A 14,950-nucleotide genomic window follows, 5' to 3' on the forward strand; every position below is an offset into this window, starting at 1 on the left:
TTCACGCGCGGGACAGCCCTTCGGCGGGGGCGGTTCCGGCGATCTGGCGGGCGGGGACCACGCTCGCAGCGACGCCCGCGGCGACTGCGGCCACCAGCACGGCGCCGAAACTCGCCCACGGGATCTCCACCACCAGCGGCGCGGTCGCGCCGACGACCGCGTCGATGCCTACGAGGCCGTAAGGCAACCCGATGACCAGGCCGATGAGCGCGCCGAACACGGAGATCGTCACCGCCTCGATCGCCAGGGTCGCCGCCAGTTCCCGCCTGGTCAGGCCCAGCGCACGCAGTAGCGCCGATTCGCGGCGCCGCTCCAGCACGGACAGCCCCAGCGTGTTGATGACCCCGATCACGGCGATCACCACCGTGATGATCAGCATCGCCAGCGCCAGGTTGACCAGCACGGCGAGAACCTCGGCGATGTCCCGGCGCTCGCTCACCGACCCGGCGACGACGAGGTCCGGGTCGGCGGCCGCCACCCGGCTAATGGCTGTGCCCAGCGCGTTGCGGTCGGCGTCGGCGGCCGCCACTCCCCAGACCATCAGCGGATTCGTTTCGGTGGCCAGGTCTGCCAGCACGGCGCGGCGCACGACCGGGACGTCCGCCCCGGAGACGGCCGCCAGATTGGAGGTGCGGAGTGTGAACCGCTGCGCCCCGTGTTGTGTGGAGACCGTGACGCTGCCGCCCTCGGCGACGCCCGCAGCGGAGAGCATGTCGTCGGACACCAGCATCACCGGCGGCCCGCCGCGCTCCGGCCCGCCCAGCGGCTCGGCGCCCGCCGCCTTCCGCATCCCAGCGGAGATGCCCGCCACGGTGACCTCACCGCCGAGATCGGGTGCGGAGACCCGGGCGGCAGGAACCGGCTCGGCACGGCGGATCCCGTCGATCGAGGCGACCTGCTCGACGATCCGCTCGGAAACCTCACCGTCGCCGGCCCGGGCACTGATATCGACCGGGTAGCGGTTGCGCAGGTCGGCGTCGACCGTTGCCTGGCCGCTGGCGGCGGCCGTGTAGAGCGCGATGATCAGGGCCGTACCCAAGACGAGCGTGAGCGTCGTCGTCGCTGTCCGCCCGGCGTTGCGGCGGATGTTGGCACCCGCGAGTTCGGCGGTGCCGCCGAACCCGCGCAGCAGCCGTTCGGCGAGCGGCAGCAGCCGGGCGATAGCGGGGCGGAGGACGAGCAGCAGGGCGGTCGCCGAGACGAAGCCGCCGGCGACCGCCAGCGGCAGCGAGGCCGATATCGCGCCGAACAGCATCACTCCGCCGCCGATGACGACCGCCGCCACGCCCGCGAGCAGGGCGGCTCGCGACCCGCGCCGCTCCGCTGTCGACGCGGTGGCCATTGCCTCGATCGGTGGGACGGAAGCCGCCGTCCGAGCGGGCAGCCATGCCGCGGCCATGGTCGCTGCGACACCCGCCGCGAAGGCCCCGAGCAGCGCCAGCGGTTCAACGCGCAGCCCTCCGCCGCTCAGCGCCATCAGCGACGCACCGAGATAACCCGCGCCCGTGCCGATGGCCAGGCCCAGCAGCGAGCCGGTGGCCCCGACAAGGGCCGCCTCGGCAAGCACCAGGTTGCGCACTTGCGCCTGCTCCGCCCCGACGAGCCGGAGCAGCGCGGTGTCGCGGCGCCGCTGCGCCAGCAGGATGGTGAACGTGTTGGCGATGACCAGCGTGGCGGCCAGTAGGGCGATCAGCGCGAACGCGAGCAGGATGAGCTCCAGCTGCTGGGAGCCTCCCGCGAACCGCTCGGCTGCGGCCTCGGCCTGCTGCTCGGCCGATGCAACGCTGTAGCCGCCGGGCAACCGCGATTCGAGTGCCGCGATCGCGTCGTCGACCGTGGTGTGGTCGGCGATGCGGACGAGCGCGCTGGAGGGGACATCGTCGCCGAAGAAGTCCGAGGACGCGTAGAGCTGGTATTGCACGCCGGTCAGCGGCCGGAACCCCAGGTCGGCCGCGCCGACGACGCGTATGGTCCGTGTTTGCCCGGAATCCGCCACCTCCACGTCGGCGCCGACGGACAGCCCTGCGTCCTGCAGTGTCTGCGCGTCGGCGACCACCTCGTCGGATGCAGCGGGCCACCGCCCCTCGGCGAGTTCGAACCACCGCAGCGCGGGCTGCTGGGCGACGCTGTACACGGTGGTCGTGGCCCGCTGATCCGGGGTTGTCAGTTGGACGGTGCGGGCGTGCACCGGGGCGACGGCCGACACCGCGGAATTGCCCTCGATCCGGCGGAACCAGCCGGGATCTTCCGGTGCCTCATCGGGCTGCACAACGACGTCGGCCCGCGTGAGCGGCGCCGCGGCGGTCGCCTGCAGCCCGGCGGAGGAAGTCGCGGCGAACACGGCGGTGGCGGCCAGAAAACCCACGCCGAGCGTGATGGCGACGAGGATCGCGACCAGGCGGGCGGGGTAGGTTCGGATCTGCGCCCAAACCGATGCCGGCATCAGACCGCCTCCAGCCGCTTCATCGAGTCGAGGATCTCGTCGGTGGTCGGCTGGGCGATACAGCCCCGCACCTCGCCGTCGGCCAGCAGGAGGACCTGATCGGCGTAGGTGGCGGCGACCGGATCGTGGGTGACCATGACGATGGTCTGCCCCAAGTCGGAACAGGCCGAGCGCAGCCGCGCCAACAACTCCCGGCCGGCGGCGATGTCCAACGCACCGGTGGGCTCGTCGGCGAAAACCACCGCGGGCCTGGTCAGCAGCGCACGCGCGATCGCGACACGCTGCTGCTGGCCGCCGGAGAGTTCGCCGGGCCGGTGGGCGAGCCGGTCCTCGATGCGCAGATCGCGGACGATCTCGTCGAAGAACGCCTTGTTCGGGCGGCGTTTCGCGAGCTTCAGCGGGAGCAGAATGTTCTGTTCGGCGGTAAAGGTCGGCAGCAGGTTGAACGCCTGGAAGACGAACCCGATCCGTTCCCTTCTCGTGCGGGTGCGGGTTCGGTCGTCCATGTGCGTAAGGTCGGTTCCTTCGAGGATCACCCGCCCGGACGTTGGTGTGTCGAGTCCGGCGAGCAGGTGCATCAGCGTCGATTTCCCGGAGCCGGATGGGCCCATGACAGCGGTGAATCCGCCGCGGGCGAACTCGAAGGAGACGTGGTCCACGGCCGTGACCGCAGCACCGCCTTCGCCGTATCGCTTCGCCAGGTCGACCGCTTCGAGGATCGGGGCGGGGCTGGACGCGGGTGTGCTCATTCTGCCTATCCCAGGTTTTGGGCGATAAGGATTCGGGAGACACACTAGAGAGCGCGGTTCGCGGCCGGAACCACCCTTGGGGATTCGCCATCCCCTACTTTCGATGGGGGTGAAATTCTGTGCGCGCGGTTGTCCCGAGGCGCATCCGACCAGGCGGACGGGGGAACACGGCCGGACCCTTTGGGCGCGGCGCGCCGTCTGCCGGCCCCGCTTTGAATGGCGGCATGCGGGAATGCCGCCCCGCCGGGTGCGGTGCCCGTCCGGCACTCTGCCGGCTACGCGCGGGATCACGAACAGAGCAGGCGGACATCGCTGTCCAAATCAACCAAAGGACATACAAAAAGTCAATTCTGGACTAAGCAGGGAGAGCACTGCCGCGCATTAGGGGTACACATGCGAAACGGTCGGCGGTGATCATGCAAAAATGCCCGTCTCAGCTTTAAAATGTGGGCATTCCGTCATGATCGTCCGTGCGCCGAGCGGCCCGCCGCCTGCGGGGGGACCGGTGACCACCCGCCCCAGCCGCCCGCGGCCGCCGCTGCAGCTTCCATCTCATGGACCAAAGCCGGCCCGGCCGCAGGCCCAGGGCACGACCATGCCGGGGCTCCCGGGGGATCCCTTATCCCAAGTCAAGCCGACACCCACCCCACCCCGCCAACCCAACCCCGCACCTGTGGACACCACCCGGCCGCCCGGCGGCCGGCAACGAGCCCTCGGCCGGGCCGGGCCGAGGGCTCGGAGGTCATACCGGGGCTCCCACCGCCCCGCCGACCCGGCGGGGCGTGCCCCGCGCCTTCAGCGTTCGCGGCGCTGGTCCTCGGGAAGTTCCGCGTCGGGGTCGACGGCCGCGGGGTCGGTGGCGGGTTCTCCCTCGTCGGTGACGGTGGGCTCGGGTTCGCGCTCCTCCTCGGCGCGGGTGGGCTTGTTGCCCTTGAGCATGCCCTGCATCTCGCTTTCCAGCTCGTCGTCGAGCTTCGGGCCGTGCTTGTCGCTGCCGCGTTCCATCTGGCCCTCCCATCAGCCGCGCGTCGTCGTGTCCGTCCGCAGACAGCCCGGCTACCCGCGGCAGGTCCTGGGCAAACGGTCTCGGGAGTACGACATCGGGCCGCTGGCCTGCAGTCCTGCGGCGCAACGGCCCTGCGGGCGCAACGGCGCCGCGGCGCGCCGACACGCGGGGGCAGCCGCGCGCCGCGGCACCGCTACTCCCGTGCAGCCGCTCCGCGCTCCCTGAGCCGCGCCGCCGCCGACGGGCGCCACCGTAAAGAGCCCCGCAGCCCGCATGCGCACGGGCCGGGCGGGCAGTGGCGCAGGAAGGGCGCGCTCGGCCACGTGCCGGCGGCGCCCGCGTTGGCATCGACCGCACAGCAGCGTCGGGAGGTGAGGACGGGCCGTCCGGCTGCGGCCCAGCCATCATGGATCTGAAGTTTCTGGAACCGCTGTACCGTGCGGCCGGTCCGGTCGCCTCTGTGTACATGGACACCACCCGCGCCACGGAGAACGCCGCGCACGAGATCGGGTTGCGTTGGCGAGGGCTGCGCGAGGAACTGGCGGAGAGCGGCGCCGACGAGGCGACGCTTAAGGCGCTCGACTCGGCCGCGGGCGGCGTGACGGGGATACCCGGGCCGCAGGGCGAGGCGTTGTTCGCCGCCGACGGCGAGCTGATCGCCGCCTACACCCTCTCGCGCACCCCGCCGCAGGACCGTGCCGCCCTGCTTCCGGTGCCCGACCCGGTCGAGCTGGTCAGCGAGCTGGACGACGGGCTGCCCTACGTGGTGGTGGCCCTGGACCGCGAGGGCGCCGACGTCTACGCCTACCCCGCTTACGGTGACCTGACCGAGGAGCGCCACACCAGCGGCGCCAACCTGCACATCAACAAGGTGCCTTCCGGCGGCTGGCGGCAGAAGCACCAGCAGCGCCACACCGAGGAGGTGTGGTTCGCCAACGCCGCGGAGGTCGCCGACGACGTCGAGGAGGCGATCAAGTCGGTGCAGGCCGCCGCGGTCTTCGTCGGCGGCGACGAACGCGCGGCGGGCAAGCTGCGCGAACACCTCGGCGAGCGCACCACCGAGATGCTCATCGAGCTTTCCGGTGGCGGCCGCGGCGACCCGGACGCGCTCGCCGACCTGCGCAAGTCGGTCGAGGAAGGGTTGCGCCGCACCGCCGTGGCGCTGCGGTCGGGCCTGATGGAGGACTTCGCCCAGGACCTGAACCGGGAGGGGCGGGCCGTCGAGGGGCTGACCGCCACCTGCGAGGCGCTGCGGTCGGGGCAGGTGAGCCGGCTGCTGCTGGCGGGCGAGCGAAGCAGCGAACCGGTGCTGTGGGCGTCGGCGTCGGACCCGTTGGAGGTCGCCGACGACCGGGGCAGGCTGACCGACCCGGGTGAGGCGTTCGAGGCACCGGCGGGCTCGCTGCTGTTGCGGGCGGCCCAGGCCACCAGTGCCGCGTTCACCAAGCTGCCGAGCCCGTCGGACGCGCGGGACGGCGTGGGCGCGTTCCTGCGGTTCTCCACTGTCTGACCGCCGCGGGTGGGCGGCCCAGCGCCCTCTGCCCACGCGTCGGCCGGTCGGCGGACGCGGCCCGCTGCCGCTTCCGGCGGGCGGGCCGCCGCGCTGGGGCAGCCACCCACTCGCGGCACCGCGCCCGCGGCCCGGGGCACCGGCCCTGCATGGGCCGCCCATCCCGGCGCGGGCTTGCCGGCCGGCCTCGCTACGATGAGCGCGGTCGGCTGGGCAACGCGGAAAGGGCCGGGAACATGGGGCGCCGGGGACGGTTGAAAGGGCCGATCGGCAGCCACGAGCGCCCGGCCAGTCCGCTGCTGTTCCGGCTGGTCCTGGCCGTTTTCGGGCTGATCGTCCTGCTGGTCGGGACGGTTCTGGCCGCGGCGGTGCTGCACTCGGCGCCGCTGACGATCGTGCTGGCGGCGGGGGCGGTCGCCGCCGGGCTGAACATCTTCTGGGTCAGCCGGCGCCGGCGCTACGAGCGCTGATACGCCACCGGGGCGGCGGGCGGGCCGGCCGAAGGGCCGGTCCGCCCCGCCTGCAGCGCCGCGGCGCTGCCGCCGCAGCACCGGCAGCACCGGCTCACCAACTCGCCGGCGCCGCCACCGCCGCCTCATCCGCTCATTGCTTCGCATCAGCGGGGATCCACGGCCGCCACACGTCCGGGTTCTCCCGCACCCACTTCGCCGCGGCCTCCTCGGGGTCCATCCCGTCCTGGGCGATCATCCGGGCGACCTCGTTCTGCTGGGAGTTGGTCCACTTCCAGTTGTCGAGCATCCGGTAAGCCGGGCCGCCCTCTTCGGCGAAGCCCTTGCGGAAGATCTTGTTCAGGTCGTAGGAGGGGTAGTCGCAGGCGACGTCGTCCAGGTTGGCGTCGCAGCCTTCGCGGTAGTCGGGGAAGTCGACGTGCACCAGGTCCAGCTCCTCGAACAGCCACTGCGGCTCGTAGAAGTAGAACAGGACGGGCTCGCGCGCCTCGTAGCGTTCGCGGACCTCGGTGATCTGGGCGGCTTCCGAGCCCGCGTAGACCATTTCCAGGTCCAGCCCGAAGTGGTTGATCATGCCCTGGTCCTGGGTCACGAAGCCGGGGTCGCCGCCGAGGAACTGGCCTTTGCCGCCGGTCTCGGCGGTCGCGAAGATGTCCGCGTGCTCCTTGATGCCCTCCATCGTGTCAATCCCGGGGTACTCGTCGACGAGGTATCGGGGCACGTACCAGCCGAGTGTCCCCTTGTTGCCATTGGGGCCGCCGTCGACCGCGGTGCCGTTGCCCTTTGGCCCGTACAGCTCCATCAGGTCCTCGTGGCCCCAGTTCTCCACGATGACGTCGACCGCGCCCTGGTCCATGGCCTGCCAGGACGGTTGTTCGTCGACGCGCATCAGCTGAGTCTGGTAGCCCATTTCCTGTTCGAGCAGGTGGGATAGCACGACTGCGCTGGCCTGGTAGCCCACCCAGCCGTTCAGTGCGATCCGCACGGTGTTGGGGTCGCGCAGTGTGGAGGTGGTGCGCACCGCGCACGAGGACAGCATCAGCACCGCGCAGAACGCGGCGAGGGTGGTCAGCAGTATCGGACGGCGCCGCATGGGGGTGTGCTCACGCATCGTTCCTCCTTCCCTGGGTCACGCGGTCGAGGAACACGCCCAGGCACACGATGGCCAGCCCCGAGGTCACCCCGAGGCCGAGCTGGTTCTGTTTGAGGCCGAACACGACGTCGTAGCCGAGCGAGCCCGCGCCGACCAGCGCGCCCATGACGACCATGGCGAGGACCATCATGATCCCCTGGTTGACGGCGAGCAGCAGCGATGAGCGGGCCAGCGGCAACTGCACCTTGGCGAGCAGTTGGCGGCGGGTCGAGCCCTGCGAGACGGCGGCTTCGACCGCGGCCGGCGAGACCCCGCGGATGCCGTCGTTGACGAGCCGGATGACCGGCGGCAGTGCGAACACCACCGACGCGGCCAGCGCCGGCACCCGCCCCACGCTGAACAGTGCGACCGCGGGGATGAGGTACACGAACGGCGGCAGGGTCTGCATGGCGTCGAGCACCGGGCGCAGGACCGCCGCGAGCGTGTCGCTGCGGGCGGCGAGGATGCCGACCGCCACGCCGATGGCGATGGTCACCGCGGCGGCCACCAGCACCTGCGAGAGCGTGTCCATGCTGTTCTCCCAGACCCCGAGCAGGCCGGTGGCCAGGATCGCCGCTGCGGCCGTGGCGGCGATGCGCCACCCGCCGAAGATCAGCCCGAACGCGGCGGCGACCAGCACCACCAGCCACCACGGCGCACCGGTCAGCAGGGTGCTGAGCGGGTTGAGCACCCACTTGAGCAGCAGTTCGCCGAAGGCGCCGGTGGCGTCGCCGATGGCCGACTGCACGGCCTGCTGGGCGCTGTTGACGGGACGGGAAACGCTGACCGACCAGGCCGGCGGCCAGCCCGCGATCCCGGCCGTGCGGGCGGCGAGGGCGACCGCGGCGGTCGCCGCCAGGCCGATCACCGGCGCCGGGCGGCGCCATGCCTGCGGGAGGACGGGGGTGCGGATGCCGTCGCCGGCCGCGCCGGTCACCCGGTCCAGGGCGATGGCCATGAACACGATCGCGGCGCCCGCCTCGACCGCCTGGCCCACGTTGACCTTGGCCAGCGCCTGGTAGATGGCGTCGCCGAGTCCGCCGGCACCGATCACCGAGGCGATGACGACCATGGAAACCGCGAGCATGATGGTCTGGTTGACGCCGAGCAGGATGGTGCGTTTGGCCATCGGCAGCTGCACTTTGGTGAGGATCTGCCAGGGGGTGGAGCCCAGCGAGGTGGTGGCCTCGATGGCGCCGGCGTCGACGTTGCGGATGGCCAGCGCGGTGATGCGCACGGCCGGCGGGATCGCGTAGAGGAACGTGGCGACGGCCGCGGCGGGGTTGCCGATACCGAACAGCAGCAGCATCGGCATCAGGTAGGCGAACGCCGGCATGATCTGCAGGAAGTCCAGGATCGGGCGCAGAGCCCGGTGGACCGTGTCGCTGCGGCCGGCGGCGATGCCGAGGGGGATGCCGATGAGCAGCGCGATGAGCACCGAGGTGGCGATCAGCGCGAGGGTGGTCATCGCCTCGTTCCACAGCCCGGTGAGCGCGAAGACGGCGAAGGTGGCCAGGACGAGCAGGGCCGCGCGCCACCCGGCGGCGCGCCAGGACGCCAGGGTGCCCAGGACGACGACGCCGGGCCAGGTCAGCAGCACGAGCGCCTGGTTGACGAGGACGACCGCCGAGCCCAGGCCCACTGACACGTAGTTGAAGCCGTAGAGGAACAGCGGGCTGGAGTTGCGGTTGGCGACGATCCATTCGTAGACGGTGTCGAGCCGGGCGATCAGCCACTGGCCGGTGGCTTCGGGGAAAGTGCCGAGCCACGCGGGCGAGCCCAGGGCGCGGGCGGCGAAGAAACCGGCGGCCAGCACGGCGAGTGCGGCGCCTGCCTGCACCCACCGGTTGCGTGCCCAGGCGAAGGCGCCGGGCCCGCTGCCTCCGGGGGAAGATGCGGGCGGGGCGGGCGGGGAGGTGGCGGAGGTGTCGGCGGGGGTTCGGGATGCGGGGCGTGCGGTTGCCATGGTCACGCTCCCGCCGTGTCGCCCGCGGCGGTGGCCGCCGGCGCCTCGCCGGCGGTTTTGACCGCGTCGGCGGAGTGGTCCTCGGCGATGATCCGCAGCACGTCGTCGCGGCCGACGTGGCCCAGCGGCTTCGCGCCGTCCATCACCCGCAGGGGTGCGCCGCCTGCGGCGAGCGGGCCCAGGGCGTCGGCCACCACGGTGTCCGGCGACACGACCGGGCCGTCGGTTTCCTCGCCGGGGCGCGCCGGGCGGGCCAGGGTGCGCACGGTCAGCACCGTGGTGCGTGAGACGTCCTTGACGAAGTCGCGGACGTAGTCGTCGGCGGGGGCGGCGACCAGCTCTTCGGGGGTGCCGGTCTGCACGAGTTCGCCGTCGCGCATGATCGCGATGCGGTCGCCGAGTTTCAGCGCTTCGGACAGGTCGTGGGTGATGAAAACGGCGGTCTTGTCGAGTTCGCGCTGCAGCCGCAGTACCTCTTGCTGCATGTCGCGGCGGATCAGCGGGTCCAGTGCGCTGAAGGGCTCGTCGAACAGTAGGACCTCTGGGTCGACGGCGAGTGCGCGGGCCAGGCCGACGCGCTGCTGCATGCCGCCGCTGAGCTGTCCGGGGCGGGAGTCCTCGTTGCCGGACAGGCCGACCATGTCGATCATTTCGCGGGCGCGGGCGTAGCGTTCGGCGCGGTCGGTGCCGCGCACCTCCAGCCCGTAGGCGACGTTGTCGATGACGCGGCGGTGCGGCAGCAGCCCGAAGTGCTGGAAGACCATCGCCATTTTGCTGCGGCGCAGTTCGCGCAGGCGGGCGGGTGCGCAGGCGGCGATGTCCTCGCCGTCCAGGTGCACGCTGCCGGAGGTGGGTTCGATCAGCCGCGTCAAGCAGCGCACCAGGGTGGACTTGCCCGAGCCGGACAGGCCCATCACCACGAAGATTTCGCCGGGGTGCACGTCGAAGGACATGTCGCGGACGGCGACGGTGGCGCCGGTGCGTCCGCGGATGGTTTCGCGGTCCAAAGCGGCCAGTTCGGTGCCGACGACCGAGTCGGCGTTCTTGCCGAAGATCTTCCACATGTTGCGGACGGAGATGCGCGGCTCGGTGCCGCCGGGGGTATTCGGTTGTGCGGTGGACTCTGCTGGAGAGTTCATCGGAAGGTTCGCTCCTCTGATCGGCCGCACCGCCGCCGGTCGGGCGGCGGTGCGGCCTGTCGTTGGATGGGGGCGGGGCGCGGTCGGCGCCCCGTGCTACCGGTCGGCCCGGATGAGGTCGGCGGCGCGTTCGCCCACCGCGAGCACGGTGACCATCGGGTTGGGCGAGGGCATCGTCGGGAAGACGGACGCGTCGGCGACGCGCAGGCCCGCGAGCCCGCGCACGCGCAGGTCCGGGTCGACCACTGCCGCGGGGTCGTCCGCGGCGCCCATCCGGCAGGTGCCGGCGGGGTGGTAGACGGTGTGGGCGGCGCGCCGCCCGTATTCGGAGAGTTCTTCGTCGGTGGTCAGGGCGGGGCCGGGGGCGACCTCGCGTTTGATCCACGACTTGAACGGCTCGGTTGCGGCGATGTCGCGGGCGATGCGCAGCCCGTCGACGATCGTGCGCGCGTCGTAGTCGTCGGGGTCGGTGAAGTAGCGGAAGTCCAGCGCGGGTTTCGCGGCGGGGTCGGCGCTGGTCAGCCAGAGTTTCCCGCGCGAACGGGACCGCGGGATGTTCGGGGTCATGCAGACGGCGTTGCGCGGTCCGGGCGAGTCGTAGCCCAGGCGGGCGGTGTTGTCGTCGAACGGCACCTGGTAGATGTGGAACATCAGGTCGGGCCGGGGGTCGCCGGTGTCGCGGCGCACGAACAGGCCGCCGTCGGAGAACATGACGGTGTTCTCCGGGATCTCCTGCTCGGTTTCCCACATGATGATCGACTCGGGGTGGTCGAGCAGGTTCTCGCCGACACCCGGCAGGTCGTGGCGCACGTCGACCCCTGCTTCGCGCAGGTCGGCCGCCGGGCCGATGCCCGAGAGCAGCAGCAGGCGCGGAGTGTCGATCGCGCCGGCGCACAGGATGACCTCGCGTTCGGCGGTGACGGTCTGCTCGCGGCCGTCGGCTGTGGTGACCTGCACGCCGGTGGCGCGGTCGCCGTCGAAGACCAGCCGGTGCGCCCAGGTTTCCAGCATCAGGGTGAGGTTGCCGCGCACGCCCATGATGGGGTGCAGGTAGGCCACCGATGCCGAGGAGCGGTGCCCGGTGTAGGGGTCGTAGGACAGCGAGAAGAAGCCGACACCGTCGCGGAACCCGCCGCGGTGGGAGGTTTCGGCGTTGAAGTCCTCGATGACCGGCACGCCGGTGGCCCGGGACGAGGCGGTGATCCAGTCGGTGACGATGGGGTTGCGGTCCTGCGGGGCCACCGGGACGATGTTGCACTTGATGCGGTCGGCGTAGGCCTGCACGGTGGCGTTGTCCCAGCCGCGGGCGCCGGCGGCGACCCAGTCGTCGAGGTCCTGGGCGAACGGGCGGAAGCTGATCAGCGTGTTGTGCGAGGAGCAGCCGCCGAGGACCCGGGCGCGGGAGTGCACGATGTGGGAGTTGCCGCGCGGCTGTTCGACCGTGGTGTAGCCGTAGTCGAGGTCGCTTTCCAGCAGCCCGAGCCAGTCGCGCAGGCGCAGTACGCGTTCCATGCCCGCGTCGGAGGGGCCGCCCTCGATCACGCACACGCTGGTGCCGGGGTCCTCGGTGAGGCGGTTGGCGATGACCGAGCCCGCGGTACCGCCGCCGACGATGACGTAGTCGTATGCGGTGGAGGTGGTGGTGGTACTGGTCGGGGTGGCGTTTCCGCCGCTGTGGCCGTCGTTGGCGGACACCTGTTGCAGCTCCTTATTCCGGGGATGGGGTAGCGGGGATGGCGGGGGCGCGGGGGTGGCACGCCGCGCCGGGGCAGGGGCCGGCGGCGGGCGGTCGGGGCGGTGGGCGCGGCGCGGCGGCGCGCGGCCATCGGCCCGGGCGAAACGGCCGGCCCGGCCGGCCCTGTCCTCCGTGTCGAACGGGGAACGGGCCGGGCGGGCCGGGCGGGCCGGGCGGTTGGCTCAGTCGAACCAGCGCTGCGGCTCGGGAGCCAGGTTGCGGTAGATGTGCTTGGCTTCGCGGTACTCGTCGAGTCCGGCTTGGCCGAGTTCACGGCCGACGCCGGAGCGTTTGAACCCGCCCCATTCGGCGCCCGGGAAGTAGGGGCCGAAGTCGTTGATCCACACGGTGCCGTGGCGCAGCCCGGCGGCGACGCGGTCGCCGCGGCCGGGGTCGTCGGTCCAGACGGCGCCGGAGAGGCCGTAGTCGGTGTCGTTGCCGATGGCGACCGCTTCGTCCTCGGTGCGGAAGGTTTCGACGGTGACGACGGGGCCGAACACCTCGGTCTGCACGATGTCCATGCCGCCGCGGCAGCCCGTGAAGACGGTGGGGCGGTAGAAGAAGCCGTCGGCGAGTCCGGGCTCGTCGGGGCGGCGGCCGCCGGCGGCCAGGGTGGCGCCCTCTTCGATACCGCGGGCGACGGCGGCCTCGACCTTGGCGCGGTGCTCGGCCGACACCAGCGGGCCGCACTGCACACCTTCGTGTTGGCCGCAGCCCAGGCGCACCCGTTCAGCGCGGCGGCACAGTTCGGCCACGAACGCGTCGTGGATGTCCTCGTGCACGATGAGGCGGGCCCCGGCCGAGCAGACCTGGCCGGAGTGGAAGAACGCGGCCATCATCGCGTAGTCGACCGCGGTGTCGAGGTCGACGTCGGGGAAGATGATGTTGGGGTTCTTGCCGCCCAGCTCCAGGGCGACCTTTTTCACGGTTTCGGCCGCTGCGGCCATGATCCGTTTGCCGGTCGCCAGGCCGCCGGTGAAGGACACGAGGTCGACGTCGCGGTGCTCGACCAGCGCGGATCCGGCCTCGGCACCGGTGCCCAGCACCAGGTTGGCCACGCCGGCCGGCACGCCGGCTTCGGTGCACAGCTCGAAGAGCTTGCAGGTGGTCACCGGGGTGATCTCGCTGGGTTTGACCACCATGGTGTTTCCGGCGGCGATGGCGGGCGCCATCTTCCAGCAGAGCTGCAGCAGCGGGTAATTCCAGGGGGTGATCATCGTGCAGACGCCCACGGGTTCGTAGACGACGCGGCTGAAGATGCCCTCGGGGGCCGAGACCACGCGGCCGGCGTCCTTGTCGGCGAGGCCGGCGTAGTAGCGGAACACGGCGGTGACGTCGTCGACGTCGATGCCGCCCTCCTCGATGGTCTTGCCGGTGTCGAGGGACTCCATCAGCGCGATCTCGGCGCGGTCGCGCTGCAGCAGGTCGGCGATGCGGTTCAGGATCGCGCCGCGCTCGGCGGCGGGCCGGCGGGCCCAGTCGCCCTGGTCGAAAGCAGCGCGGGCGGCGGCGACAGCGGCTTCGGCGTCGCCCGCTCCGCTTTCGCTGACGACGGTCAGCACCGAGGCGTCGTAGGGGTTGATTACCTCGCGGATACCGCCTTTGGCCGCGGCGCACCAGGCGCCGTCGATGTAGTTGCTCTCGGCGCGGGCCGAGCCGGGCTCGGACAAGTAGGGCTTGGCCGGGAGTCGTAGGTCAGGTCCAGTCACGGAACCCTCCTCCCCAGGTGAAGTGGCCACAAACGGACGTTGCAGGTTCTTTACTAAGCGGGCGGCAATCGCTAGACCATAGCTGACCTGCGCAGAAGACCTGAAATCGCAGCTTGTTCGGGTGATGCGCCCCACCCGGCGCTCCGCCCCCGGACGCCGCCGCTACCGCCGATACCGCCGGTCCGCCCCCGGTTGCGGCCTGCGCCGGGGCCGCAACCGCCCCGGCGCACATCCCACCGGCGTCCGGCCCATACACATCCGCATCAAGGCCCCACCTGGACAGAACAACCCCATATCGGGTTAACGTAGATAAGGCATACCTAATGCGATGCCGCAGTGCGGTGGCAGTGCCGGTGCCGGTGTGCGCCTCCGCCCTTCCCAACCCCGCCGTGCCGGGAGACTGCCGAGGTCCCATGCTGCTGGAGCAAGAACGCCGCGACGTGTGCCGCGTCGCCCGCCGACTCGCCGAAACCGGCCTGGCCCGGCACGACGGCGGCAGCGTCAGCATCCGCAGCGGCTCCTGGATCGCCATCACCCCGGCGGGCATACCGCTGGAGCGGGTCGAACCCGCCGACTGCCCGGTGCTGTCGGTCGACGCCGGGGTGCTGGAAGGCCGCCGCGAACCCGCCGCCGAGACCACGCTGCACACCGCCGCCTACCGCACCACCGACACCGGCGCGGTCGTGCAGGCCCACGGCGAGCACGCCGCCGTCGTCTCCGCGGTCCTGGCGGAACTCCCGCCGATCCACCACAGCGCCGCGCGGTTGGGCGGCGCAATCCCGGTCGGCGACTACGCCACCTACGGCACCGGCCAGCTCTCCGACCACCTGGTCAAGGCGCTCAAGGGCAAACGCGCCGCGCTGCTGGCCAACCACGGCGGGCTGGCCCTCGGCGCCGACCCGCAGGAGGCGTTCGAGCACGCGCGCCTGCTGGAGTGGCTGTGCGGCATCTACATCCGCGCGCGGGCGCTGGGCGAGCCGCGCGTGCTCTCCGAGGACGACCTCGCCGCGGTCCGCGCCCGCGACACCTACGGCTGGGGCGGTCCCGACATCGTGTGAGCCGGGTGACCGGGTGATTGGGCGCTGCGGCGC

At 71.8% G+C, this 14,950-nt stretch carries 11 protein-coding genes; 3 read left to right on the top strand and 8 right to left on the bottom strand.

Annotated features, from left to right (window positions below; translation table 11 throughout):
- Nucleotide 1 precedes the first annotated feature (1 nt).
- From ACYVD5_RS02410 to ACYVD5_RS02420, 3 genes are all read right to left on the bottom strand, one after another.
- The gene (locus tag ACYVD5_RS02410; protein ID WP_460999185.1) at nucleotides 2-2,443 is read right to left on the bottom strand and encodes an FtsX-like permease family protein; all 2,442 of its coding nucleotides are present in this window, start codon (nucleotides 2,441-2,443) and stop codon (nucleotides 2-4) included.
- Nucleotides 2,443-3,192 carry an ABC transporter ATP-binding protein gene (locus tag ACYVD5_RS02415; RefSeq protein ID WP_460999186.1) on the bottom strand — a complete coding sequence of 250 codons (750 nt, stop codon included), beginning with the start codon at nucleotides 3,190-3,192 and terminating at the stop codon, nucleotides 2,443-2,445. The genes ACYVD5_RS02410 and ACYVD5_RS02415 overlap by 1 nt, the downstream gene beginning before the upstream one ends.
- A 795-nt stretch (nucleotides 3,193-3,987) precedes the next feature.
- Nucleotides 3,988-4,197, bottom strand: a complete 210-nt coding sequence (locus ACYVD5_RS02420) for a hypothetical protein (RefSeq protein WP_460999187.1) — start codon at nucleotides 4,195-4,197, stop codon at nucleotides 3,988-3,990.
- 407 nt (nucleotides 4,198-4,604) lie between these two features.
- Between ACYVD5_RS02420 and ACYVD5_RS02425 the strand changes: the two genes are divergently transcribed.
- Both ACYVD5_RS02425 and ACYVD5_RS02430 read left to right on the top strand, forming a co-directional pair.
- Nucleotides 4,605-5,708, top strand: a complete 1,104-nt coding sequence (locus tag ACYVD5_RS02425; RefSeq protein ID WP_460999188.1) for a baeRF2 domain-containing protein — start codon at nucleotides 4,605-4,607, stop codon at nucleotides 5,706-5,708.
- A 236-nt stretch (nucleotides 5,709-5,944) separates the two neighbouring features.
- Nucleotides 5,945-6,178, top strand: a complete 234-nt coding sequence (locus ACYVD5_RS02430) for a hypothetical protein (protein WP_460999189.1) — start codon at nucleotides 5,945-5,947, stop codon at nucleotides 6,176-6,178.
- Between the two features lie 133 nt (nucleotides 6,179-6,311).
- Here ACYVD5_RS02430 and ACYVD5_RS02435 read toward each other — a convergent pair whose 3' ends face one another.
- From ACYVD5_RS02435 to ACYVD5_RS02455, 5 genes are all read right to left on the bottom strand, one after another.
- A complete protein-coding gene (locus ACYVD5_RS02435; protein ID WP_460999255.1) occupies nucleotides 6,312-7,271 on the bottom strand; it encodes an ABC transporter substrate-binding protein in 960 nt (319 codons plus the stop codon).
- Between the two features lie 10 nt (nucleotides 7,272-7,281).
- Nucleotides 7,282-9,276, bottom strand: a complete 1,995-nt coding sequence (locus tag ACYVD5_RS02440) for an ABC transporter permease (protein WP_460999190.1) — start codon at nucleotides 9,274-9,276, stop codon at nucleotides 7,282-7,284.
- 2 nt (nucleotides 9,277-9,278) lie between these two features.
- The gene (locus tag ACYVD5_RS02445; protein WP_460999191.1) at nucleotides 9,279-10,415 is read right to left on the bottom strand and encodes a quaternary amine ABC transporter ATP-binding protein; all 1,137 of its coding nucleotides are present in this window, start codon (nucleotides 10,413-10,415) and stop codon (nucleotides 9,279-9,281) included.
- 96 nt (nucleotides 10,416-10,511) lie between these two features.
- Entirely contained in the window at nucleotides 10,512-12,029 is a 1,518-nt protein-coding gene (locus tag ACYVD5_RS02450) for a GMC family oxidoreductase (RefSeq protein WP_460999256.1), read from the bottom strand.
- Between the two features lie 303 nt (nucleotides 12,030-12,332).
- Nucleotides 12,333-13,820, bottom strand: coding sequence for an aldehyde dehydrogenase family protein (locus tag ACYVD5_RS02455; RefSeq protein WP_460999257.1), 1,488 nt, complete (start codon nucleotides 13,818-13,820; stop codon nucleotides 12,333-12,335).
- Between the two features lie 452 nt (nucleotides 13,821-14,272).
- Here ACYVD5_RS02455 and ACYVD5_RS02460 point away from each other — a divergent pair, with 452 nt between their 5' ends.
- Nucleotides 14,273-14,917, top strand: a complete 645-nt coding sequence (locus ACYVD5_RS02460; RefSeq protein WP_460999192.1) for a class II aldolase/adducin family protein — start codon at nucleotides 14,273-14,275, stop codon at nucleotides 14,915-14,917.
- The last annotated feature ends 33 nt before the right edge of the window (nucleotides 14,918-14,950 follow it).

This window comes from Streptomonospora sediminis (assembly GCF_054778995.1).